At 44.5% G+C, this 26241-nt stretch carries 20 protein-coding genes; 3 read left to right on the top strand and 17 right to left on the bottom strand.

The genetic code is table 11. The features are described from left to right. Positions 1–133 precede the first annotated feature (133 nt). Together JNUCC31_RS29535 and JNUCC31_RS29530 are read right to left on the bottom strand one after the other, a co-directional pair. A complete protein-coding gene (locus JNUCC31_RS29535) occupies positions 134–1615 on the bottom strand; it encodes a DHA2 family efflux MFS transporter permease subunit (protein ID WP_192273430.1) in 1482 nt (493 codons plus the stop codon). A 65-nt stretch (positions 1616–1680) separates the two neighbouring features. Continuing rightward, entirely contained in the window at positions 1681–2268 is a 588-nt protein-coding gene (locus JNUCC31_RS29530; protein ID WP_192266877.1) for a TetR/AcrR family transcriptional regulator, read from the bottom strand. A 179-nt stretch (positions 2269–2447) separates the two neighbouring features. Here JNUCC31_RS29530 and JNUCC31_RS33615 point away from each other — a divergent pair, with 179 nt between their 5' ends. Continuing rightward, positions 2448–2741 carry a hypothetical protein gene (locus JNUCC31_RS33615; protein ID WP_228469303.1) on the top strand — a complete coding sequence of 98 codons (294 nt, stop codon included), beginning with the start codon at positions 2448–2450 and terminating at the stop codon, positions 2739–2741. A 12-nt stretch (positions 2742–2753) separates the two neighbouring features. Here the strand turns inward: JNUCC31_RS33615 and JNUCC31_RS29525 are convergent, their stop codons facing one another. Together JNUCC31_RS29525 and JNUCC31_RS29520 are read right to left on the bottom strand one after the other, a co-directional pair. After that, the gene (locus JNUCC31_RS29525; RefSeq protein ID WP_192266876.1) at positions 2754–3971 is read right to left on the bottom strand and encodes an MFS transporter; all 1218 of its coding nucleotides are present in this window, start codon (positions 3969–3971) and stop codon (positions 2754–2756) included. A gap of 296 nt (positions 3972–4267) precedes the next feature. Continuing rightward, positions 4268–5197, bottom strand: coding sequence for an NAD(P)/FAD-dependent oxidoreductase (locus JNUCC31_RS29520; RefSeq protein WP_192266875.1), 930 nt, complete (start codon positions 5195–5197; stop codon positions 4268–4270). Between the two features lie 400 nt (positions 5198–5597). Here JNUCC31_RS29520 and cyoE point away from each other — a divergent pair, with 400 nt between their 5' ends. Further along, a complete protein-coding gene (gene cyoE, locus JNUCC31_RS29515) occupies positions 5598–6521 on the top strand; it encodes a heme o synthase (RefSeq protein WP_416234467.1) in 924 nt (307 codons plus the stop codon). Between the two features lie 106 nt (positions 6522–6627). Here the strand turns inward: cyoE and JNUCC31_RS29510 are convergent, their stop codons facing one another. From JNUCC31_RS29510 to JNUCC31_RS29490, 5 genes are all read right to left on the bottom strand, one after another. After that, positions 6628–8397 (bottom strand): ABC transporter ATP-binding protein, encoded by a 1770-nt coding sequence (locus JNUCC31_RS29510; protein WP_192266873.1) that lies wholly within the window; start codon positions 8395–8397, stop codon positions 6628–6630. Then, positions 8394–10139 carry an ABC transporter ATP-binding protein gene (locus JNUCC31_RS29505; protein ID WP_192266872.1) on the bottom strand — a complete coding sequence of 582 codons (1746 nt, stop codon included), beginning with the start codon at positions 10137–10139 and terminating at the stop codon, positions 8394–8396. The genes JNUCC31_RS29510 and JNUCC31_RS29505 overlap by 4 nt, the downstream gene beginning before the upstream one ends. Positions 10140–10274: 135 nt before the next feature. Further along, a complete protein-coding gene (locus JNUCC31_RS29500; RefSeq protein ID WP_192266871.1) occupies positions 10275–11006 on the bottom strand; it encodes a Stf0 family sulfotransferase in 732 nt (243 codons plus the stop codon). Between the two features lie 446 nt (positions 11007–11452). Then, complete coding sequence (locus tag JNUCC31_RS29495) at positions 11453–12277, bottom strand: stalk domain-containing protein (RefSeq protein WP_192266870.1); 825 nt, start codon at positions 12275–12277, stop codon at positions 11453–11455. A gap of 122 nt (positions 12278–12399) precedes the next feature. Continuing rightward, a complete protein-coding gene (locus tag JNUCC31_RS29490; protein ID WP_192266869.1) occupies positions 12400–13635 on the bottom strand; it encodes an MDR family MFS transporter in 1236 nt (411 codons plus the stop codon). Positions 13636–13781: 146 nt separating this feature from the next. Here JNUCC31_RS29490 and JNUCC31_RS29485 point away from each other — a divergent pair, with 146 nt between their 5' ends. Further along, positions 13782–15548 (top strand): ABC transporter substrate-binding protein, encoded by a 1767-nt coding sequence (locus JNUCC31_RS29485; RefSeq protein ID WP_192266868.1) that lies wholly within the window; start codon positions 13782–13784, stop codon positions 15546–15548. A 72-nt stretch (positions 15549–15620) separates the two neighbouring features. Here JNUCC31_RS29485 and JNUCC31_RS29480 read toward each other — a convergent pair whose 3' ends face one another. The 8 genes from JNUCC31_RS29480 to JNUCC31_RS29445 all read right to left on the bottom strand — a co-directional run bounded on the left by JNUCC31_RS29480 (position 15621) and on the right by JNUCC31_RS29445 (position 26195). Continuing rightward, a complete protein-coding gene (locus tag JNUCC31_RS29480; RefSeq protein ID WP_192266867.1) occupies positions 15621–16496 on the bottom strand; it encodes an SDR family oxidoreductase in 876 nt (291 codons plus the stop codon). A gap of 32 nt (positions 16497–16528) precedes the next feature. After that, a complete protein-coding gene (locus JNUCC31_RS29475; protein ID WP_192266866.1) occupies positions 16529–17008 on the bottom strand; it encodes a hypothetical protein in 480 nt (159 codons plus the stop codon). Between the two features lie 121 nt (positions 17009–17129). Next, on the bottom strand, positions 17130–17687 hold the full coding sequence (locus JNUCC31_RS29470; protein WP_192266865.1) for a MarR family winged helix-turn-helix transcriptional regulator: 558 nt from the start codon (positions 17685–17687) through the stop codon (positions 17130–17132). 225 nt (positions 17688–17912) lie between these two features. Then, a complete protein-coding gene (locus JNUCC31_RS29465) occupies positions 17913–20549 on the bottom strand; it encodes a PAS domain S-box protein (protein WP_192266864.1) in 2637 nt (878 codons plus the stop codon). A 211-nt stretch (positions 20550–20760) separates the two neighbouring features. Further along, the gene (locus JNUCC31_RS29460; RefSeq protein WP_192266863.1) at positions 20761–23145 is read right to left on the bottom strand and encodes a polyprenyl synthetase family protein; all 2385 of its coding nucleotides are present in this window, start codon (positions 23143–23145) and stop codon (positions 20761–20763) included. Positions 23146–23334: 189 nt separating this feature from the next. Then, positions 23335–24132: a sulfite exporter TauE/SafE family protein gene (locus JNUCC31_RS29455; RefSeq protein ID WP_192266862.1), complete on the bottom strand. Its 798-nt coding sequence runs from the start codon at positions 24130–24132 to the stop codon at positions 23335–23337. Between the two features lie 480 nt (positions 24133–24612). Further along, positions 24613–25368 carry an SDR family NAD(P)-dependent oxidoreductase gene (locus tag JNUCC31_RS29450; RefSeq protein ID WP_192266861.1) on the bottom strand — a complete coding sequence of 252 codons (756 nt, stop codon included), beginning with the start codon at positions 25366–25368 and terminating at the stop codon, positions 24613–24615. Positions 25369–25718: 350 nt separating this feature from the next. After that, a complete protein-coding gene (locus JNUCC31_RS29445) occupies positions 25719–26195 on the bottom strand; it encodes a DUF6376 family protein (RefSeq protein ID WP_192266860.1) in 477 nt (158 codons plus the stop codon). Between the last annotated feature and the right edge of the window lie 46 nt (positions 26196–26241).

The following is a 26241-nucleotide window of genomic DNA, read 5'->3' as shown; positions in this document are numbered from 1 at the left end:
AAACGCTGGCTCAACCAGCACGACAATTCGTGATCAAACCCTAGTGATTCTGTAATCGCTAGGGTTTTTATGTACAAAAAAAACGATGCTCCCCATAAAAGGGAGAGCATCCTTCAATTCTTCAATAACTCAATTAATGCATAGGGCCTTGTTGTCCCTGCTGAGCACCAACCTTAACTCGTTTCAGGAACAGTGAAATGATCAGCCCAATTGCAGCAAGAACCAGTGCGAAAACAAATGCATTTTGTACACCGGATGTAAAACCTGCCAACTGATTCTCTGGGCTCTCCGGGTTCGTTACACCGCTCAAGAAGCGAGTCTGTCCTGCGCTCAGTATACTTACTGCAACCGCTGTACCAATAGCTCCGGATACCTGTTGCAATGTATTCATAATCGCCGTTCCGTGAGGATAAAATGCAGGAGGCAATTGATTCAAACCGTTGGTTTGTGCAGGCATCATGATCATTGAAATTCCGACCATCATGAACACATGCAGTGTAATAATCTTGCTCAGGGTGGTTGTCGGAGTGATTCCCGTGTACATGAAGAGAACGACAGTCACGATAGCCAGTCCGATAATCACGAGCCATTTCGGACCGAACTTGTCAAACAGACGTCCCATAACCGGAGACAAAAATCCATTCAGCAAACTGCCCGGCAGCAAAACCAAACCAGCAGTCAATGCCGTAACCGCCATACCTTGTTGCAAATACATTGGCAGGATCAGCATGGAAGACAGCATCATCATCATACATAGGAAGATCAGGATCAAACCGATCGTAAACATGGGATATCTGAACGCCCGCAGATCCATCATCGGCTGTTTCATTCTCAATTGACGGATGCTGAACAGCAGCAAAGATAACACGCCAATAACCAGCGTAGCAACAACTACAGGACTGGTCCAGCCACCGCCACTTTCCCCATGTCCTCCTGCACTACTGAATCCGTACACGATTCCACCAAAACCAAGTGTGGAAAGGATAATGGAAAGGATATCGATTTTGGGCTTGGTCAATTTCGAAATATTCGGTAAGAACAGCAAGCCGCATACCAAAGAAATAATGAAGAACGGCAAGGAGATCCAGAAGATCCAGTGCCAGCTCAGATTGGCCAGAATCAGACCCGAAATACTCGGACCACTTGCTGGCGCGAACATGATAACCAAACCGATCAGTCCCATGGCAGCGCCACGCTTTTCAATCGGGAAGATAACCAATATGGTGTTGAACATCAGTGGCAGTAACAAAGCTGTACCTACAGCTTGTAATACCCGTGCCACCAACAGAATTTCAAAGCTCGGTGCGATAGCAGCAACAAGCGTTCCTGCAATTGAAAAAATCAGAGAAGTGGTGAACAACTGTCTTGTCGTAAACCATTGTAGCAGCATACCGGAAACCGGCACCAAAATACCCAAAACGAGCAGATAACCTGTCGTTAACCATTGAATCGTAGTAGGTCCAACTTCGAGCAAGCCCATCAGCGGTGTCAATGCCACATTCAGTGCTGTTTCACCGAACAGACCAATAAAGCCGCTGAGCAGCATGGCGAATAAAATTGGAAATACTTTATATTGTTTTGTTTCTTGTTGATCCTGTACAGAACCAGCTTTCATGGAAGCCTCCACAATCCCATCCTCCTCAAACAATCTGACAATTTCTATTTCTCTCTTTACGAAACTTATTGCTTCTCTCTTGCATTCTTCGCCACAAGGGACAAATAATCAGCAGCCGTCAGCAAAGGCTGTTTGTCCTGGTTGGTCAGGCTGATAATCAATGCTCCCTCCATTAAGGAAATGACGAGAAGTCCCATCTCTTGTGCTTTCTCTTCACCTATGCCATCCAAAATCAGATGTTTCGTAATGATTTGCTGCCACCCTGCAAACACATCCTGACAAGCGATACGCAATTGTTGACTGATGCAGGATGTCTCTACGGCTGCCCAGAAACTAAATGGAAGAAAGCCTGTAAAACCTGCCGCCTCCGTTTCAATCGCTAAGTCATGAATAAATTGCTGAATGGCATCCCCCGTGTTGTCATGGGCTGCAAATATTTCTTCAAACTTCTGAAGGATATTTTCATTGGCTTTTTGAATGCACTCGTGAGCGAGCTCTTCCTTGCCATGCGGAAAATAATGATATAACGAGCCTTTCGGCGTACTGCTCTCCTTAATAATCTGATTTAGACCGGTCGCATGATATCCTTGTGAAAAAAACAGTCTGGCTGCTGTGCTGACGATTAGTTCTCTAGCATTAGACTTTTCACTCAATAAAGCCACATCCTTCAATGAATTATAACAATCGGTCTATATAATTAAAACCGTTTCGAAAAACACTGTCAACCTTAATATTTGGGTCAATTTTCATGAAAGCGCCGTCAATTCAGTGTTGCATGGATTCGTTACTTTATGGATAAGCACGAGCAGTTCTATGAATTGTAAATATTGCAATGGAAGATGCGGATGAAGTAGGAGTTTTCCTTAAGAAGTCTTCGAAAGCAAGTGAAGTTTATCCTCAAAACAAAATAAAAAAAGCGAGAATTGATCCTCGCTTTTTTTTCACTCTTTACATGAAATCTTATAAAAATTATTCGAAAAAATCATCGAAAGACCGCACAGGTTTTACATCCATGGGCTGCTTGGACGCAGCCAGACATGCGTATGCCCCCACATATACGATCAAGCATAAAAAAATTAATGATAGCATGTTAAGCGCTCCTTTTTCTTCATTTCACATTTCATGACCAATCTCCGTCTTATCTGTTCAATACTCTTTTCTTCAGATTACGGTTCACCTGCTCGGAACTAGCAAGCATCAAGATAAGGAATACAAGTACAACCATCGGAAATACGCTAATATTCGTTCTCGCAGCAAGAACGCCAAAAAGCGGAGGAAGCAATGTGGTTCCTGTGTAAGCCAGTGCCATTTGGTATCCCATTAATCGTGCAGAGTTCGCTTTACCGAATCGAGCTGGGGTTTCATGAAGAAGTCCGGGATAGATGGGCGCAAGCCCCAAACCAATCAGCACAAACCCAGCCAGTGCAAACGAAATGGATAATGGAAGCAACAAAATGATTCCCCCCACAATGGCGGTCACTTGACCCACCAAAATTAACACCCGATTTTTTATTTTCAACGTGATAAAGCCGGTAATCAGCCTGCCAATCGTAATGCCACCGTAGTATAAGGAGATCCACCCCGCAGCTGTTTCTGCCGGGATGTTTCTTGCGCCTACCAGATAACTGGCTCCCCATAAGCCCACAGTCATCTCCGCACCACAATAAAAAAGAAATGCAATCAGTGAGTTTTTGACTCCCTTAATCTTCAATACATTTCGTTCGGGTCTATTCTCACTCTGTACTAATGTGTTGTCCGCTTGCGCATGATCTGATTCGTTGTTCAGACTCGTGCTTTCCCGACTTGCAGCAACACGCTTCCACAACGGCAACGTGATAAACAAACTAAGGACGAGACAACACTGGACGACAGCTACAGCTGTATACCCACTTCTCCAGGAATGATGCTCTGCAATGTAATAAGACATAATGATGGGTCCCGTCGTTGCCCCCACACCCCAGAAGCAGTGCAGCCAGTTCATATGGTGTGCTTTGTAATGCTCTGCGACATAATGATTCAATGCAGCATCAACTGCGCCGCCTCCAAGCCCCAAAGGAATGGCAAGAATGACGAGCCATACCAATGAAGGTGCGAAGGAAAATCCAAGCAGTGCCCCTGCTGTCAGACAGCAGCTAATTAATGTAACCTTGCCTGTTCCCCATTTTTGAATAACCGTCCCACTAACCAAGCTTGAAACGATAGTTCCTCCTGCAACGACCATCGACAGAATTCCTGCTGAGCCAAACGAAGCGCCAATTTCAGGCCACATGAGTGGCCATGCTGAACCTAGCAAGGAGTCAGGAATACCCAGACTAATAAACGCAAGGTAGATAATGATAAGAAACCAAGTTGCCATAAATAGATCCCTTCCCTGCATTAAAATGAAAACAAATTCTAAATTTACTGTATAAAACATTTAATTCATATACTTTATAAAGAATATTTATTTATAGTGCGCCAAAACAATTTCTTTGTCAATAGTTTAGAGATTCTGAAAGGTTGTTGTTCTTCACTACTGATAACTATATTGCATCATTCCTACCCTTTAAGGAGACAAAAAACTCAAAAAGGGATTGCATGTGCAATCCCCTATTCGTTCCGTTTTATATGCTTGACTAACTATACTCAAAGTTGAAACTATACATCGTTATCCTATGGGTTTAGATGTTTACCACGCTGATCCCAAGCTTCCATATTCAGCTCACTGTTGATCGTTACAGCGGTTAATGCACCAAGGGAAGCCGCAGTAATAGCCTGGTACAGCTCCGACGCTGCATCTCCGGCACTGAACACACCCGGCACGGTCGTTTTTCCGTAATCATCCACGACAACCGTCCCGGAATCCGTAACCTCGCAGCCTAACGCCTGCGGAAGTTCTGATCCGGCAACCAGTTTCGGTCCAAAGAAAATCCCTGTGCACGAGATTTCTGTGCCATCTTCTAATACTACCTGCTGCACCATCCCATCACTTGATTCAATGGATCGAATTGGAGAGTCCCATACCGGAACACCATGCTGCTTCAATTCCTCCCTCTGCTCGTCCGTTAATTCATCAGGGCCATTCGTGCAAATGGTAAACTGGCTTGTCCAGCCCGAGATTGTTTTGGCCATATGAAATGCCTTGGCTCCATTAACAATGATGACCAGCGGTTGATCTCTTAATTCCCAACCATCACAATAAGGGCAGACAAAAGCACTCTTGCCATATACCTCTGTCAAGCCGTTTATATCCAGCGGGAGGTCTTTTTTCCCTACGGTGAACAACACTTTCTTTGTACGATAGATCGCTCCTTGCGCCGTTGTAACTTGAAAATCACCATCGGTTCCTGTCACAGAAGTCGCTGTGTCCCTTACAAAATGAACGGACGGGTAAGCGCTAATCTGTTCTCTCGCAACCTTTCGAAATTCACGCGGACTGGCGCCATCTCTCGTCAGAAAACCGTGCGTTTCACGTGTGACCCAATTACGCGGGGTTTCATCGTCTATGACCACAACCTGCTTACGAGCCCTGCCTAATACAAGAGCCGCATTAAGACCCGCAGGTCCTCCTCCAATGATTAATACATCCGTCTGTTGTTCCATATTTAACACCCTTTCCAGATACTCAATGTCCTTAATAAACGCAAAAAAATAAATCCATAATGACTTCTTGCCGCTTGCAAACAAGCTGTTCTTGCAATAATCTAAGAGGAGAACTTTTCATACTATTAAAGACCCCTTATGTCTACAATAAACAAATAAAACGCATAATGCAAGAAAAATATTCTTTTCTTGTCTTTAATACTGTTTAGATTGATTCTATGACCTGTATCACATAAAATCATTTTTAACAATTGAAAAAAACCTTGTTTTTAAATTGTTCACAATCAAATGACATTATTTTAAATACTAAATCGTTAATTAATTCACATACTGTATTGAATGCTATAATAAAACCACGAGATATATAAGTATAGATATAGGAAGTGAGTTCTTGAAAACATTGAATAAAGGGTCACGGCCCGATATCAGCTTGGAGTATACTAGCTCGATTCCGAAAGTATTTTTTGATACGATCAAGATCGGAATCATCAAATCCAATCTGATCGCCATGTTTGCCGGTTTAAGTTTGGCTTTGTATGTATTTGATGCATCCATTTTAGCTAATATTGTACCCATTATCCTCTCTGTTATCGGGTCTTCCCTGATTATCGGAGCGGCCGGAGTGTTTAACAATTTGTATGATCGGGATATCGATGCAATCATGGAACGGACCAAAACCCGTCCTACGGTTACCGGTCGCGTAGATACCAAAACAGGTTTGATCCTCGGTATTGCCATTACGGTCATTGGGGGAGTCATGTTGTATATTGCATCCCCATCGGCTGCCGTATTCGGCATATTGGGACTGCTGCTGTATGTGTTCCCTTATACCATGTGGACCAAACGAACAACCGTATACAATACGGAAGTCGGAAGCCTTTCAGGTGCTGTTCCGCCGCTCATCGGGTGGGCAGCCATTTCACCAGAGCTTGGACATTATGAGATTTGGGCCCTTGTCGTTACCATGCTGTTGTGGCAGATGCCTCACTTCTATGGTATTGCCATCCGGAGATTTGATGAATATAAAGCGGCTGGCGTTCCTATGCTTCCTGTAGTTAAAGGAATCAGACGGACATACATCCAGACGAATGTTTATCTCGTATTGTTGTTATTCTCCAGCTTCTTGTTCTGGCCGATGAGTCCGTTCATTGCCATTGTTGCGTTTCTGGTAAGTTTGGCCTGGCTTATTCTTAGTGTGGCAACTTTCGATAAGAAAGAAACCAAGAAATGGTCACATAAAATGTTTATTTTCTCCATTAACCACATTACGATCATCTTTCTGGTCATCATTGCGTATTCGTTGATTGCACCGCTGATCAAATAAAGGTTGACCAAATTAGCAATAATAAAAGCCGTACAGATTCAACTCTTCACAAGGAGTTATCTGTACGGCTTTTTTTCATTTGTTATATATTGACCTTATCTCATACCTATCCCACTTTAACCGGCGTTTGCTCGCCTTGCCAAAGCAGTTGCATCTCCTCATTTGTAGCAAGCAAATCTGTCAAGCTTCCCTCGGCCTCCATTCGTCCATCCTTCATGACGATGATATGATCTGCCTTGGCAAGTGCTGCTCTGCGGTGAGAGACTGCAATACATGTGACATCTGCCTCCTGGAACAAACCTTCCCACACCTGTTGCTCGGTTTCCACATCCAGCGCACTGGACAGATCATCGAAGATGAACAGGTCCGCTTCGGTCATCAGCATGCGTCCGGTTGCCGCCCGCTGAATCTGACCACCTGACAGCATGACACCTCTTGGGCCTACGGACGTTTCGAGTCCTTGGTCCAGATTCTGGATATCTTTCTCCATAACAGCCAAGCGAATCGCTTTAGCAAGAGCAATCTCCGTACGTCCCTGCTTGCCCTGAACTATATTTTCTTTCAGCGTATCACTGAATAGTCGGGGCACTTGCGGTGTATATGCTGCTCTTGGAGGCATCAGAAATGTAGCAGGATCAACCTCTTTCCCATTCCAGCGAATTGTGCCCTCTTGTTTGGGCAGCAATCCCAGAAGTGTACGAACCAGAGTCGATTTTCCAGACCCAACCCGTCCAGTGATGACCAGAAATTGTCCCCGCTTCACACGGAAGCTGATATCCTGTATTCCATTTGCAGAATGAGGATATTGGTACGCCAGATTGTGGATCTCCAGCTCTCTTAACTTCTCCTTTGGATCTCTCTGTTCCTTAGGAAGCTCAGGCGGATCTTCATTCAGATAAGTTTCTCTGAAATCCATGATTCGGTCTTCCTCACCCGGACGAAACAGGGTTCGCATACGGTCAAACGATACTTTAAGCCGTTTATGCTGAAATACCATATATCCAAACAATGAAATACTAAAACCGATGTTGGCAAGATAACTGGTGAACAAGGCAAAATTACCTACGGTGAAATGGCCGGATTTCATCTCGGCCGCACACATCAGGAGAATGAGACCTGTACAGATACTGAGCACATGCTGATTAAGTGATCTCATCCACTGTTTGAACAGATTATCCCGGAGCGCGGCTTGACGACGTTCTTCATTCAGTTTGTTAAAACGAGCAGAGACATGCTCTTCTGCCTGCCCAAGTTTCAATGCCTGAACTGCACCAAAGGTCTCCGCTATGAAACTGGTAATCCGTCCAGTCGACTCACGATTGACTTGAGCATATCGGCGGGCCCGATTACCAGACAAGTTATTGAGCAAGGTTACGACGACCAGTGGCAAAACAGCTACCAAAGTAATTTTCCAGTTGATGTTTGCCATGATGATGATGGATACGATGGCGAACACAAGCCTTCCCCAGAAATCGACCCAGGATTCCACGTACTCAACCACCTCATCTACATCATCCCGAAAGCGACTCATCGCCTCTCCCGGTGAAGCTGGCAGATTACGTCCTGGCCAGCGCATAATGCCGGCGAGCATATTGGTACGCAGAATGGCCTGAATATGGTAGATATACGTAATCCATGCATAGAACGCGGCAAAAAACGTCCCTACTCTTGCTACTCTGATCAAAGCAATGAAGATCAGCGGAGCTGCAAGCCACATATAATCACTGGAACCCGCCGTTGCCCGGTCAAAGAACCACTGCATCCCGATCCCTATTGCCAGCGGCAAAGAATGAAATATGCACCATGACAATCCGTTGATTAAAAATAGAAATGGCCTGAAACGAAATAAACGGCCTATAAATCCGGTTACATTCACGCCAATTCCTCCTCTCGCCCCGTAATCAGCAATCTGGCATAATGTGACGCCGGATTGCTGGCGAGTTCTTCTCTGGCGCCGAATTCCAGTACCTTGCCATCACCCAGTACCATAATTCGATCGACCTTCTCCAAAGTAGCCAGTCGATGGGCAATAATAATTCCGGTACATTGCTTCATCAACTGGTCGATGGCAGACTGAAGCATGCTCTCTGTTGCGGCATCCAGCCGTGAGGAAGGCTCATCGAGAATAACAAGACTTGGTTCAGTCAGAAATACACGCGTCAGGGCAAATAATTGAGCTTCCCCTGCGGACAATGAAGAACCACCTGCCTTCAGATGTGTATCCAACCCTGCGGGCTGTGATTCAATCCAATGACTTAATCCCAGTCGATCCGTTGTCTCCTTAATGATCTGATCCGAGACGTCTTGGTTGAACAGTGTTAAATTGTCTCGCAGCGTACCGTCGAACAGCTGTACATCCTGCGTAACCATGCCAACCCTGCGGTAAAGTGCAGGCAAGGTAAGCTCTGAAATATCTTTCCCGCCAACATGAATCGTCCCGCTATCCAGATTATACAGGCGCAGAAGAAGACGACTGAGACTTGATTTGCCGCTACCTGTACGACCGATGATCCCCAGCCGTTCGCCAGGTTTAATGGCAAAGTTAATATTCTGCAATACAGGTTTATCCTCGTTATAACTGAAGTTCACCTGCTTGAATTCCAGACCAAGCGGCCCTGCTGGCAGCTGGTCCTCGCTTCCGTCCTTAATCTCACTGCGCAAAGATAACAGTTCTCTCGAACGAAGCATACCGGATTTGGCCTTCTGAAACTCCTGAACCTGATCGCCCAGCATCTCTATAGGATCATTAAGCATCTGTGTGTATTGATATATCAGAAACAGGGTTCCGATGCTGATGATGCCTTGCATGTAATAATGAACACCGAGCAATAGTACCGCCGTAACAGCCAGGGCGAACAGAATAACCGTCGTATTCCATGGAATGACCCGAAGCAGCCAGGCTTTTCTGCCCTTTTGAAACACAACACGCATGGTGCGATAAAAGCGATTCATCACATACGGGACATGCCCGTTCGCTTGAACATCTTCGATTCCCGCGATACGCTCTTCAATCAATCCGAACAAGGATGCACTCGCTTCCCGCTCATTTTTAGAAGAGTTTACTCCCAGATTGCGAATAAACACCATAAACAGAATCGATAACAATGTAAATACCGTCATAACGATCGCAATCGGTACGTTTACGCTGAACATAAATCCGAGGATTCCGGCAAGCAAGACAAAGCTTCCAATCACCTGCACAATAAACATGGCAAAGAAGTTGGAAATACTCGTCACATCACCATCCACTCGTTCAATCATCTCTCCTGGTGTCTTCACGTTATGAAATCGCATATCCAGACGCAGGCAATGCTTTAAGAGATCTCCCCGTAATCGGTTCGTTGCCCGCCAGGCAACATCATTCCCCAGATAACTGACGAATACCGTAATCAATTGATTTACGACAGCAACAACCAGAAACAATCCGGCAAGCTGGATCAGGTTAGCAAGGACTCCCCCATTTGCGGCTGTATCAATAAATCGTTTGATAATCTGTGGATTCAGAAGCTGTAGGCCCGTTGAGGTTAGCAACATCATCACAAGCAAGGCCAATCGGCCTTTAACGGGTTTTAGATATTGCAGCAGCCAAGACATGGAGCGTTTCTCTATTTTGGGCATAGCCCCTCACCCTTTCGTATAACATTTCTATTCCATTTTGCATTCAACGCATTTTGGTTCCTCACTAAGATGAATCATACATAATAAAAATAAATGCAACATTTCCAACCCATGAATGAATCTTTTCGAGTGTGTTTACCATCTTACATTCTCCCAATCTCTCTGGCATTCTTCCCGAAATCTTTGCACCCATTGTTCGGAAATCTCGTCTGCAATCGGGTCAAAGGACGGGGGTGATACAGTTACACCGTCAGATTGAACATCCAAAAACTCTAGCACATTCATGACGGTTCCCTCGTAATCTTCTATAAAATCCTCATAAACAATCGTCAGCGGCACAATGCCTGACTCAGACAGGAAATCTTCAATTGCCGCTTCGCACATGTTACTCTCCACAAGCAGATGCTTAATCGCATCAAAGTTATATTGATCTGCAATATCTTGTAACTGAGGGTTGTCACCGTGCTTGCGGTGCCATTCACCCGAGACAATGGCCCTCCACCAGGACACAGCCAATCTGACTTTGTTGCGACGTGTCATGTAAATATGCTTGGTGCAATGAGGGAAGCCCGTACTCCATACCTCAGCCCGCGATAACGCTGTTGGCAGACTATAGAGACTGCGGAATGCGTCAATCCATCGTTGTTCAAAATTAATCTTGATTCCGAAAACTCCGTTTGACGTAGTTCCCTGACTCCAGATCTGCTGCAGATCTTCACGCTTTAATGTGTCTGGGCTCTTATGCTGGTGATGCAGCCACTCGCTCGGATAACCAGCGACACCCGTAGAACTTAAGGCCTCACTCAGCAGCGTGCTGCCTGTTCGCTGGGAAAACCAAATGGTATAACTTTGAGTAGGTCGTTTCATATCGCTGCCTCTCTTTCTCCTCGTAGGGATAGTTTCATGATAAAAAGCACTGCAAGTCCCCCTTCCATGTGCAACAAATTGGGTGGAATGCATGCAAAAAAGCCATAGATGAACTAATGTTCATCTACAGCTTGTAACAATAAGAGAACCATATGAAATAAGAAGCGTTTCCTCGATTTCTCCTTTGCACGCAATAATGATGAGCGTTCACGACAGGGGTGCACAAACATGACTGTCTAGACGCCAATATACATTCCATGGTTAAGTCACAATGCTCATGCGTATTCAGTTATCGTTTCAGAATGCGCCCTATCTGGAACATGTTCATCTTAACCACCCGTCACACATATTTGTTGTTTATTGTATTCGCTCCACCGTAATCCGTCAAGATAATATTAACTCAATTGTTATTTCCTTCATGCCACTGATCATCATATGCTGCTAGTTCAACGATCATAACCCAAATAGGGAATTTCTCTGAGATTAAACATTAACTGATTCGCTTTCCATACACCATTACTGTAAACAAGTTCAATATTTCGATCATTAACATAATGAGAATCACCCGTTAATGTATTTCCGATTACGAACGATTGGGATAACGTCGCTGTTGTACGGCTTGTATAATAAACGGAAGTCTCTGGAGCATCATACACCATCCAATCACTTACTAGATCCTGCCTCTTCAGAATAAATTGGATTAAATCTTCTGTGAAATAAGGCTTGAAATACGCCCCGACCTGCTTAATCTGAGACAAGCCTGAAATTTCATTCAATTTCTCTGACAAAACATTTAACCGCCCCTGGGTTATTTTCGCAGAATCAGGGATCTGGATCGTCTCCTCTTGCATACTTACAATCATGTTTTGTTTATTGAAGTGGATGGTTGCCTGTTTAGTTTGTGGATTCCACTCTAGCTTGGCTCCTAACGCTTGGCTGACAAATCGCAAGGGAACATATGCTGTATTGTCAATTAATTCAACAGGAGAATCCATTCCGATGATCTGTTCATTCACTCTCGCATTTTTAAAGTTAACCACAAGCCAAATTTCTTTTTCATCCGTTTGAATTCGAATGCTCTTCCCTTCCTTATACCACGTTACATCTGCCCCCAAGCTGCTGGACACTACCCTTAAAGGAATTAGCACCCGGTTATTGGACAAAACGCCACTCCCAATCTCTGGCGTGGCCTCCTCAGCGAAACTTGGCGTTGAAAATGCGGCAAACATAACACATGCCAGCAATGTTAAAGTGAGCTTTTTAAATATCATTTGGAACCCCCATAAGGAAATGTTTAACTAATTAAACACCGATTACTTAATGAAAGTTACACTCTCCAAAAAAAAGTTAAAACAGCTAACACTTATTTGCATTACAACTCGCATCACTTAAGCTAGGCACTCGCTTGTATTGGTTTTGACTCCTTTTCCCTGACGACAAGGCGCTTATGCGCTACGATTAGAAAAGGCAATCCAAGTGCAGTGGTCAGTGCCAATGGTACAAAAATAAACAGTCCATTCCCCGTCCCGAATTGGGTTAATAACAGCCCTCCCAGAATCGGTGCCATGACGCTGCCCAGGTTATTGAATCCAATGGTCCCAAAGTAGGTCCCTTTCCATTCTGGTTTGGCAATTCGGTCAATCAGCATATCCATCATGGTGAACATGAGCACTTCCCCAACAGTGAACAGAATGACACTGATCATCAGTACCGCAACGCTTGTTGCGATGCCAAACAGGAACAAACTTGTAGCGACCAGCAGGTTTCCCAGAATGAGGGGCACAACTGGCGGGAATTTGCTGGCCACCCGCACAATCGGAAACTGGACCACAAGCACGGTCAACGCATTAAGTGAAAGCATATAGGAAAACACTTGACTCCCATGTTCAAAAAGAGGATTTTGCGCCACATACTGGGCCAGGGTTGAGCTAAAGTGCCCATACCCAAGTACACAAAAAGTAGTCCCGATCAGTACCGGCAAAAATACACGGTCACGGCCGGTAGTAGCCAAGGCATCTCGTAAACGGGGCGCAGTGACCTGGACGTGTTCCGGCAGAGTTGCACGCTGCAATTGAAATTGAAGAAACAAAACCAGGCCGTAAACAATATATACCATCCCGGAGATCACAAACGGAAACGTAGACTCCGCTGATCCAAGCTGAAGGCCGATAATAGGTCCAAATACGACACCCAGATTAATGGCAGCATATCTGAGATTGAAGACAAGCAGCTTATTTTGTGGTGAAGTAATGTCCGATAGAAGTGCACGGGACGTGGGCTCAAACACAGCGCGGCATAATCCGTTTAACGTATTGGCGACAAAGAACACCCACAGATGCTCTGCTGCTGAAAAGATGAAAAATACACAGGCCCAACCAAATACGGAGACCATCATGACCAACTTTCGGCCTATTCGATCTGAAATATAACCTCCGTAAAAGCTGACCATGACCCCCGCCAGAGAACTGACCGCGACGGTAACCCCAGTTTGTGTTGGTGTAGCACCTAGTACTTGGGTCAGATAAATGGATAAAAAGGGGATGCTCATGGACGTGACGAGACGTCCAAACATGGTTCCAATAATGATGGTCCATGCTAAAGGGTGAATCTGCCGTAAATGTTGCTTCATTGCGTATGGTTCTCCTGTTCTTGTTGTTTTGTCTAAGTGGGCTGTCTTTCCCTCTCTCTTTATGTATAATTGTATCGATCAAAGGGGGAAATAAAAGTGTAAGATTGTGATGACACTTTTCACCTTTTATAAAGGAGCATCCAAACATGGATACCACAACAACCCATTATGTACGTCTTGCAACAGCAAAAGAACTTTTTCTTACACTTGATGAACCTGTTCCAGTAACCATCGACAGCCTTTCCGATGCCTTATGCTGTACTCCACGCAACGTGAAGTTTATTCTGCGCAAGCTGGAGGAACAAGGATTTATTCATTGGCAGCCTGGGCGGGGGCGGGGACATTATTCGGAGATGACGCTGCTGCGCAGTGTGAATGAAACGCTGGAGAATCACCTGCGGGAACTGATTGGGAGAGGTAAAATTAAAGAAGCGATCGAGCTGATCGGCACGATTGACATCCATAAAACACTTCAGGAACAATTGCTGCGATCACTTAACAAGCATATGGGATTCCACAGTCATGTCGAAACGGCATCCGGTCAGGATGTGCTGCGCATGATGAGATCACGCAGACTTACAGGGCTGGACCCCGCTTATGTTTACACCGCTTTTGAAACCTATCTGCTGGGTCAGGTTTGCAGTACTCTGATCACCTATGATGTCAAAACCGAAACCTTCCTTCCAGAATTGGCACATATGTGGGAGTCCAGTGAGGATCATAAGATGTGGACTTTCTATCTGCGTAAAGGAGTGCGGTTCCACCATGGCCGGGCGATGACCTCCCGGGACGTCAAAGCAACCTTGCAGCGAATTCAGGATCTGGACAGCCCAATGAGCTGGCACTATCGGGATGTCGAGCGTGTCGAAGCTGATGGAGATTACTGCATCCGCTTTTATTTAAGTCGTCCCAATCGCTTCTTCCTGCACTTGTTCAGCTGTATTCCCATGACGATTCTTCCTTATGATGTAGATGTATCCAAAAAACTGATCGGTACCGGACCCTTTCAGATCATTGAAATGAATGAAGATGTTTTGGTGCTTAGTGCCTTCGATGGGTATTATGGCATCCGTCCGCATCTTGACCAGGTGGATATTTGGTTTGTACCAGAGCTGGGCCCTAATGAACATCATTATGAATTACCAAGAACTGACCGAATGAAGCTGAATACAAGCAACAATGAAACGACCCTTGTCAATTATCCAGCACTGGGTTGCCGATATATTTTATTTAATTTCTACAAAGCAGGGATCCATCACCAATTGGAATTTCGACAAGCACTTAGACTTGTTTATGATCCAGTTCGTTTAGTAAAAGAGCTTGGCGGAAACCGAATTACACCAGCGAACAGCTTTCTTCCCTGGAAAAGCGCGGTAACAACATGGCATGAAACTTCGCTTGTGGATGCCAAGAAGCTGCTGATGCGAAGTGGTTACGAGGGAGAGCCTATCATTCTGTCATACCCGGTGAATAAAGGTTTAAAAGAAGCCAATTGGTTACAACAGCGCGGAAAAGAGATTGGTTTGAACATTGAGCTTCATCTCTCTGCTCACTATCCCCATCCTGATAAATACAAGGATGCTACATTGATGATGGCTGAGGAAATTTTGGAGGATGACTGGCAATTTGGTATGATTAATTACTTCAAAAACAAATCCAATCATTTGCATGCTTACCTAACACCTGCTGTACAGTTCATCCTGGACCAGAAATTAGACCATTTCGCCCAGCTGGATAACGAGAAACGATCGGTACTGCTGGATGAAGCAGAGGGATTGCTGCGAGATAACTGTTGGATTTTACACGGTTGTCACATGAACAAAAAAGCCCAGCTGGACCAAAGTATCTTCGGCATGCAAACGGCTGAGTTTGGGTTCATGGATATCTCCAAACTATGGATCAAAAATCAGTAGTGAGGTTTGTTTCACACCCAAAAAATCCCCCTAAAGAATTTTTAGGGAGATTCTCCTTAGTTCACTGCATGGTTATGGCCTCGGTTTAAATGCATCCCGATACTCTTCCAGGAATGCATCGAGCGAGCGAGGCTCTCTGCCGAGCAAGCGTCGAACGGTATCCGTCGGCTTCTCTGACACAACGGTAGACATCGTCTGGATTTCCACAACGTGGTCTGCGAGCCAAGAAGGCATCTGTCCGTGTTCCATTAGATCAGTTCGCAACGCCTCAGGTTTGAGGTTAAAGAATTTGATCGGTCGATTGAGCAGGATGGACAATTTATCTGCAATCTGTGGATAGGTGAACGTTTCGGAACCCGTCAACGTATAAATGCTGTTAACCGACTTGAACCGTGTCATTACTTCCGCGGCAACATCTGCGATATCCCGGCAATCGATGAAGTTGCACGGTGAATCTCCAATACAGCCGAAGAACATATCCTGGGTTGTTATGGTTGGTGCGAGACGCAGCAAATTTTGCATGAACGCATAAGGTCGCAATATGGTATACGTAATTCCTGATGTCACGAGAGTTTGCTCGATATCGGCATGCCATTTTGCTACTGCTACAGGTGAACGTTCCTCATAAGCTGGACTGGATATTTTGACGATATGCTTCACTCCCTCTTGCGCAGCTATCTGAATAATGGATGTCTCTAATTCCACTTGTCTGGGATTGTTGGATAACGCAAGGAATAGTTGGCTGGCACCGGCCAAAGCTCTGCGCATCGATTCAGGATCATTCGCATCCGCAATACAAAGTTCAACACTGGACAATGCCAAGTCCACGATTTGTTGACGAAGCTGATCTGGCTCTCTGCTTATTGCCCGAACGGGAACGCCGCCCTCCATCAAACGTCTCAAAAGTGCATTTCCAATCATACCTGTTGCTCCAATAATAGTAATCATGTTTTCATATCTCCTTCTCAAGTGAATTCATTTTATTTTGTAAAGGAAGCTCTCCAACGCCAGGTCATGATCGTGCAGGCTAATGCACCGGACAGGGGAAAATCGAACCCGATATGATCCAGCCAAGTCCATGAAAGACTCGGGTTTACGATATGCAGCACGTTGGAAATCCCCCACGAGGCCATAAGGCCAAGCATTGCGCCTGCAAGTGCAAAGCAACCCACGACGATCACACGAGGCGTTTTCACCACCCAGCGTGTATGGCTCCCGCGCTTACGCAGCCAGAGTCCAATCCATAGAGCCATCAGCAGGGACGCCCCTCCTATCGTTGTTAGGGCTCGTAACTGAAGCACTTTATCAGCGTTCACGATTCCCCCGATGCTTGCCATAATGGCAGGCGATAAGTAAGCTGGGATTAATTCTCGCCATAACACAAACGGTTTTTGGCGAGGCTGTGCGGATCGAGCAGCATAACTTTCCTCTGATCGAATGGGGTCTTTTTGGTTAAACATATCACTACTCCTTTTATTTGAAATTAAACCCTATTGTTTCACTATGTAATTAGGAGCCTAACTATATGGTGATGAAAATGGGCTAGCTGATCTAGCCCGTTTCACCTTTCTTGCTATGCTCCTAGGATTGGGGTTCAGAGAAGTCGATTGACTCCTCTGTAAGTGCCGAGATGCCTTGGGTTACACGCCCCAGCAGATCGAGAAACACACTCCGTTCCTCAATGGTAAGCAAGCCGACCATCGCTTCCAATCTGGCAAAATGCTCCGAAGCCATATCCGTCAGCTTTTTGGCGCCCTTGGCTGTCAAGATGACTGACTTCTGACGGCCATCGAGGGAACTCGTCCGACGAGCGACCAGTCCATCGCGTTCAAGAATCTCAATTAGACCCGTTACGGTTGCACGAGTAACGCCCAGATTTTCCGCGAGTTGCGAGGGCAGCTCTTCGCCATCGTTATCCTCTAGATCTGCTAACAGACGATAGCGACCTGTCGATAAACCAAATCTGGAAAAGTGAATTTCCGCGGCATGCCCAAGCTTGGCTCCCGCTACCATCAGCCTGGATGCGACAAGCACGGCTTGTGCATCAACATCTAATTGATGGCGATCAACCTGTCGCTTCGTTTGTACTAACGAGGGGATGAGATACATGTCATTTGTTTCTTTATTTTGGTTGGTCATAGATGTAGTATGGCGCCTAACTATATTTTTGTCAACTTTTATTCAGCACTTTCTAACCACTCCGATTTCCGTCTAACGTTAAAGAGCCGTTGACTTATCACAAAGATAAGTCAACGGCTCTTTAACCAACCAAAAGGGAGTCTGTTCATACACATAAGAAATCTTACCCTGGGCATGTCTGTCATGGTAGATAATATAGTCTCCATTGTCATGTTCGTTTGCCAATCATAAACGATTCTTTTGTTTCTTTGTTTTGTAAAATTCCTCCATCACTTGCATAATGGATTCACTTTTAATTGGTTTGCTTACATAAGCATCCATTCCAGCCTTCAGACACTTGTCCATATCTCCTCTAACTGCGTTTGCAGTAACTGCTACAATATATGGGCATGTGTCTGGTGTCAGGGCTTCCTTAATCGCTTTGGTCGCTTCAAATCCATTCAGTCTAGGCATGTGCACATCCATAAAAACAATATCGTACTTATTTTGTTTGACAGCTTCCACAGCTTCAACACCGTTCACTACATAATCCGCAAGATGACCTTTCTTCTCAATCATTCGGCGCAGCACGAGCTGGTTCACTTCATTGTCTTCCGCGATCAGGATTCGCAATAGATCCGTCTTATTCTTTTTCTGTTGAAGATCGTAACTGTTGATTTCCTCGTTGTTACTGGTTTTGAACGATGCTGTAAATACAAATGTGGTTCCTGGATCGTTGGATTCTTCAATCCAGATATCTCCCTCCAAGAGCTCTATAAGCTTCTTGCTGATCGCCAGACCAAGGCCAGTACCTTGAGGCTTTCGAGTCATGAAGTTCTCCAATTGGTAGAAGGCTTCAAATAAATGCTCTCTCTTCTCAGGTGGGATTCCAATCCCCGTATCCTTCACTTTGAATTGGAATTGAATATCATTATATTCTTGTCCAATTACCTTCACTTCAATTTCAACACTGCCTTCCAAAGTGAACTTCACAGCATTCCCAATGATGTTCGTGAGGACCTGTCTTAGACGATACGCATCCCCAAACACGGGAATTGGGATAGCATCATCCAGGTTTAGACGAAGATCTAGCTGCTTCTCCCGAATCATTGGCGTTACGATGTTTATTGTCTCGGTCACGATTTCTCTAAGATCAAAGGGTTCATCCACCAGATCGGTTTTACCCGACTCTATTTTGGAAAAGTCCAGGATATCATTGATAATTGCAAGCAGCGAATCCCCGCTCTTTTGAATGATTTTAATATATTCTTTTTGTTCTCCACTAAGTCCAGGCGTATCCAAGAGCAAATCCGTCATCCCGATTACGCCGTTCATGGGTGTACGAATCTCATGGCTCATCATCGCCAAAAACTCACTTTTTGCCTTATTCATTCGTTCGGCAGTCTCTTTGGCTACAAGAAGCTTTTTCTGCTCCGTAATATCCTTCGCAATCAGGTAGAAACCTACGTTTTTTTCATTAATAATGATGGGAGCAAGGGTTGCCAACACTTCTGTCTCATAACCATCTGTGTGCTGAATGGCGTTGATCTCTTTTTCTGCCATCTCATAATGGCTATTGAGGATAAGCCCGAGGTGATACGATCCGATAAATTTGCTTATGCTTGTTCCGATCATTTCCGCAACCGGGCATCCTGTAATTTTCACGGCTACCGGATTGGCATTTATGATATTGCCGTTCATGTCAAAAGAAATGATGGCATCATGATTATATTTTTTGAGTGAAGTATAACGTTCCACTGATTCCTGAAGTTTGAATTCGACAAGTTTACGTTGGGTGATATCCTGCAATGTTCCATTTAACTGTACCGGTTGATGATATTCATCAAAGGTGATGATCCCTCGCAGATGAAGATACTTTTCATTGCCATCTTTCCCTATGTGCCGATATTCAAAATCAAGCGGCTCTCCCTTTTTCACGCACTCAATACATTCCTTCAAACGCTGCTCCTCTGAGGGCTCCATGAATGTAAAGATATCGCTCGCCTTATAAGGCATATTGTTGTCTATTTCAAAAATCTCAAATATCTGATCGGACATTGAAACACGGTCATTGGCCATATTCCACTCCCAGCTGCCGATCATGGCTATGCGTTCAGCTTCCGCACTAATTTCTTCATGTTTCTTTCTCTCCGATACATCTCGCCCAATCGCAAGAATTTGTTGTTCATGCTTGGAGTCTTCGATAACCTTATATGTGGTTTCAAACCAAAGATAATGCCCATCTTTATGGCGAACCCTTATGTTCAACAGATTACCAGTGTTCAGGTCCATCTGGGAGATACGTTCCAGATCCTCTTGATGGAAATATGCGTTATTGTTTTTCCCAACCACTTCTTCTGGCGAATAACCTAGCAGACTGTTTATTGAGGGAGAACAGTAGCGACAAATACCATCAAAATTCGCAATATATATGATTTCTTGTGCGTTGTCTGAAATAAGCTTGTACATCTCTTCAGTGTAAAGAAGCTTTTGTTCGGAAGTTTTACGATTTGTAATATCCACAGCATGGCAAATAAAATATAGAGGATCACCTGTTTTTTCGTCACGAGCCAATGATATATGTAACGAAACCCATAAGACCTCACCATTTTTTTGAATGTAACGCTTTTCGTATTTAAACTCCTTCGATTTACCTTCCAACAGGTCGCGCTCATAGGTCGAATCCAGTGCACAATCATCGGGGTGAGTGATATCCTGGTAATTGAGAAGCATTAATTCTTCAGTTGTATAATCTAACATACAGCAAAAAGCAGGATTCACTTTCATCCAATGTCCTGTCGGAGCAAGGAGTGCAATCCCAATAGGTGCTTGATTATAAATCTGCTCAAACCATTCGTGATGATCGACCTTTTGAATTTGCATCTTAAGCTCTCCTTTTAATTGTATACACTTCAAGATATTAAACATAATATTTGCTTAATACCCATTATTTAAATTATTGAAACATCTCATTTTTTAAATATTTATGTCATTAAAACAAAACAAGACCCGGACTCTATTAAATAGGAATCCAGGCAGTTGTCGTTGAATATATTATAACTCATGTGAAGTACGGATTGGTCAGAAAAATATGTCAACGCTCCCGTCCAATAATGTAATCCAACAAATGTTTCAGAAAAGAATTCGGTTTGGGCATTTCGTTCAGTGCATCGGTTGCTAGACAATAGTGCTCCCACATCTCTTTCTTCGCGCCATCTTCGCCCAGAATCGACACAAAAGTTGAACTGTTGTTCCGGACATCCTGACCTGCCGGTTTACCCAGCACAAGATAATCCCCTTCCAGATCCAGCATATCATCCTTGATTTGAAAGGCAATACCCGCATGATATGCAAACTTCTTCAAGGTCGCAATTTCCGATTCCTTCACCTGAGCCAGAATGGCAGGCATCACTAGTGCAGCCTCAAAAGCAATGCCTGTTTTGTAGAAACAGATCATGTTCAATTGTTCCAATGTCAGTGCTTTTCCTTTGGCGTTCAGATCCATGGCTTGCCCCATGCACATATCTTCTGCTTTTTCAGCCGAATATTGAATCAGGGTCAGAACGGTAGCGGCATCGAACTGCTTGAGGGAAGATTGCTCTCCGATGGCCTTCTGAATGAGAAATAAACCCGTTAATTCTGCTGTTGCGCTGTTATGCACCTGATGCAAGGTGGAACGGCCCCGCCGGGTCGAAGCATTATCCTGTGTTGGCAGATCATCAAAGATCAGGGAAGCTGTATGCATGTACTCCAGTGACCTCAGAAGAGGAATGATAGACGATTCATGCAATCCATATTCACGCACACCCATAACCCAGGTCAGTATCGGCCTGAGCCGCTTCCCATCTCCTTGCAAACTGTAATTCGCAGCATCAATAAGTGTTTCTTTCATCTCTGGAAGCCCACTTGGCTTGGGAATCTGCAATTCAATATTGATCTGTTCACGAACCGTGCGAATCGTATCCAGAAAGTCCTGTTTTTCCTGCTTGTCGTTCTGCAAATGGATAATGACCTGATCTCGCAGTAATTTATCCAGGAAATCCACATCATCAGCTTTTCGTACCATCTGCTGAATGAGTCGATTGAATTCCGGTTGTCCAGAGGCAAAAATGTTCATTACTTCGTTGTAATGATCTTGACCCAGACGCTCTTTACAACGCTTTAGACCATTAATCGCACGATCCAGTATAACCTCACGGGTCTTCGCATCGGAATGGTACACCTCATGAATCAGATAAGAGATAACTGCCCAGTATAGTTCATACGGATTGATCAGATCAGGCCGCAGGTCACGATATTTCAGATAGTAGGTATACGGGGTCACCGCCCCCTCCTCCATGTCGTCAAACATATCGGCAAAATCGTCTGCGAGTTGATTGTAAATGCCATAATAGAATGTCCGCAGATCAAAACCTTCATCCGCAGATGCACTGAGGACGGAACGAACGATGAGTCTGGAAGAAGAGGATTTGATAATAATCGGAATATAAAGTTCTTCATTGGTATAATTCGCATTGGTTAGTTTCTTCGCGCGATCTATCTCCTGGGACTGAAAGAATACGTATGATTGCTCGAAGAACGTTCGCTGAGTCTCAGGGCGCTGGTAGTTCTTGATATACTCGAACGCATCCCGCAGCTCGGAATGAACATATTGAATGACTTGGAGATTGGCTCCATTCCATTCGCCGATGTCCGGCACAATTCCGGTGAGAAGTGCATTTCGAATCAGAAGAGAATATTGTTCCTTCTCTTGTGCGGTCAATGCCTGTGAATCAAGAAGGTCATCAATAAATGGATAGGTTAACCCGTAAGAATAACCAAGCCGAATCGCAGCGTCCAATCTCTCTGAGCGTTCTGCCTGTGGTGTCTCCTCATTCATATCATCGTTTACATGAAGAACAACGCCAAGGATGATCTTGAGTAACTTGCGCTGTGCCTGCTCAGCGTCCAGTTCTTTCGGAATATTGGAAGCGACATTCTTTAATTTGCTAATCACCCAGATGACGGCCGTTTCCACGTTCTCCTTCTGAGCCCAGCGATATAAGGAGGCCAGACTGATATAATCCGGTTGTTCCTTGCGATGGGGCGTATTCGAACGCATAAAATATGCTTTGGTATCCCGAACGACGCGCTGGATGCGCGCCTGGGTATCTGAAGAATCCAGCGATTTGCCCAGATCTCGCATATATATGTAAGAGATACTGCGATCCAGGTAGTCATCCAGCTTGCCTGTAACATTCAGCCACTGGATATATCTATGAGCATCCCTGGAATCCGGTTTTCGTTGACTTGGTGCTAAAAAAGATAACCAGGAAAAAGGTTGAACGTGATTTTTTTGCCATAAGTTCATATCCTGCGTCAACGCGGTGATATAGTTGTTATCCAGAAGTTGTTCATGAAGAGAAGTAAAATACTGAGATGCCTTCTGCTCAGCCAGCTGATATCCTGCATCAGCATGATCTGTAAGTATGTTATTCATAGGATGGATACCTCAACTTCTAATAATGTTAAACATGTATCCATGAAAGGAGTTTGAGGATGCTCCATGGACGAAAACTGATGTGAATTCATGCTGCAACAAATTCGCCAGCTCATGTTCATAACCTTTATACGGCATTCCATCCATTTGGTTACGAAATCGTCATGGACGCTGCTATCCTACATCGTTTTACAAAATGGACGACCATACCTTCACTGCTGTAATCGCGATGAGAATCATTAGTCCATACCGAAGCAGTCTCACATTTATCATCGAACTTACTTTGGAACCGAGAGAAGCTCCGATTAGACTCCCGATAACCGTATAAACAATGGGCTCCAGCGGAATGTCTCCACCCATAATCTTTCCCACCACTCCACCAATGGCAGAGATGAACACAATAGCTAGCGAAGACGCAATGGTTGTGCGGGTAGGGATCTTGAGCACGGTAAGCATGATTGGAATTAAAATAAATGCACCACCCGCACCGACAATTCCCGAGACGATCCCCACGGCAAGAGCCGACCCTGCCGCAACATAGGTGTTAAATGTCAGCAGTCCAGCCGAGCCCGCTGTTCCCTTACCCGGGATCAGCATGAGTACAATCGCGATTATGGCCAGAATACCATAGATCAGATTGATGACTGCTCCATTCAGATGTCCGGATATGAATCCGCCAATCAGACTGCCGACCAGAATACTGGAGCCCATATTAGCCACCAGACCTTTATGAATGAGAACTTCGCTCTTTTTCCCATTCCCCGTTCTCCTAATGTAAGCTACCACACCAGCGAGTGAAGCAAAAAACACCTGAAACATACTGATGGATGATACCTCATGTGCCGAGAACGGCTCCAGTCCCATTAGAGAAGGGACATACAACAACAGCGGGTAATTAATTATGGCTCCACCAATACCCAACAAACCGGAGAAGAAGGAACCGACCAGACCCAGTATAAACATGATGATAAAAAGCAGAGTATCCATCGGTTTTTCTTCCTTTCTTGCGGTGTAAAAATGATTAAAAAACTGCTATACGCAGTTAAAATAATCGGCTATAATATAAAAACCAAGTAAATTAATCCGAAATGAGTGATTAAGCATGTTTAACGTGTTGAAGACTCTTTTTGAAAATAAATGCCCGCTATGCAACGAAAAATTACAAGTTCACAGTGATGCGTTATGCGCTACAAAAACGTGCTCCCAATGTCACTACAAAGAAGAGAGCTATAGCTCTCTCGGTGTGCGGATTGTCTATGACACCACAAAATGATAAAATACGCACGTCTGCTTATTGTATCATGATCTCTGAATTACCGGGATGACTATATTGAATTATTTTCATAACGATTCCTTTACTTATACGTAGAAACAAATAACGGTGCAGAACGATTTGATTCGTTTGCACCGTTTTTCTTTATTTTCTCGCACATAAATCCCTTACATGAATTCCTGACTATACTCTTCTTATTTCGTTTTGAAGCTGAGGAAACCATCGTCTACGGCAACCGTTGTACCGTTTACTGCACTTGCAGCGTCACTAAACAGGAAGGCAACCACACTTGCTACTTTCTCCGGTTGAATGAGCTCTCCGCGCATATGTTGGGTTGCAAGTGCTTCCTTCATTGCTCTGTCATTACCCAAAATCGGTGTCTCAATAAAGCCTGGCGCTACACCAACCACGCGAATACCATGTTCAGCAAGTTCCAACGCACCGGATTTGGACATCATGACGACTGCTGCCTTGGCTGCATTATAGTTAAAGCTCCCCACAGCGGCAATACTGCCGTAGATCGATGCCGTATTTACAATGGTGCCCTGTACATTTAATTCAACCATTTTTTTGGCGCCATAATACATGCCGTAATATACACTATGCTGGTCTACATCAATGACTCTGTGATAGGATTCCGGGTCCATCTCCAGAAATGGCTTGACGAGGCCAATACCCGCGTTGTTGAAAATCCCGTTCAATGTTCCGTATTTCTCTACAGTCCAGTCAATAAGGGCTTTGATCTCGTCTCCTTTGGACACGTCGACTTTATAAGCTCCGGCTGTGCCACCAGCTGCTTCAATCTCAGAGGCTAGCTTCTTGGCCCCCTCTTCGTTATAGTCTGCAACAACAATCGTTGCGCCTTGCGCCGAAAGCTGAAGCGCTGTTTCTTTACCGATACCACTCGCTCCGCCCGTAATAATAATTACTTTACCATTTTGTTCAGACATCACACAGGTCTCCTTAGATATGAATATATTTCCCGAAATAAAGTAGGCAACTATATTTTTTTCTGTCCTTTAATCCTATTAAACATATTATCTCTTTGTAAAACAATGGGAAATCATTGTTTCTATATGCTAAATTTGTCATATCCAGCACACAAATCCACTACTTAGTCTTGCTAGTATGAAGTTAAATATTCATCCAGTTCCGATTTGGGATCTATCAAGCGTTAGGAGTTGAAAGGAATATGAGAACATGAAAAAAGACGATAACCGCAAGTGATCAAACCACTTCGGTATAACGTCCTTTTCTGGGGGGGAGCCGCTATTTCTTCAGGGGCTAACCTTGTTAAACTTTAATTTGTTTCGTTTCCAAGCCCGCTTAACGGATCTCTTAAATTGTTGATATTATGGATCAGGTCGGGAATCCCGGTCTTCTCCCAATTTTCCGCGGTAAAGCCCTGCTCTGCAATTGTATTCTCAAACCGATCGACAACTTCGGTTAATTGATTATTATAACTGACCAGATTTTCATGAATACTTTCCCCAATAGCTGGTACTGTCAGCTGAGAAAATTCGCTGGCTTCCGCCTGAATCTGATCAATTTTCTCCTGAGCCTGCGTTGTTATTTCCGGGTTGCTTACCGCTCCTGATGCGAGTTCTTGCAGATCTGCCCCGGCATTCGATACTTGCTCTATATATTCAGTAGCCCCGCTGACGTAATTCAAACTTTGATTGGCCTGTTCCACAACGGAACAAGCCGAGATCATAAGAATACTTGACGCAATGAGGCCTGCCATCATTAAAGTTTGCTTTCTTTTCCTGGTAATCATAATCATCTCCCCTTTTTCAAATCGCGTGCTTCTTCCAGATTTATGA

Origin of the sequence: Paenibacillus sp. JNUCC-31 (genome assembly GCF_014844075.1) — a bacterium.
Taxonomy (GTDB): domain Bacteria; phylum Bacillota; class Bacilli; order Paenibacillales; family Paenibacillaceae; genus Paenibacillus.
Note: the sequence above shows the minus strand (reverse complement) of the source record. Positions and strands in the feature narration are given on the sequence as shown.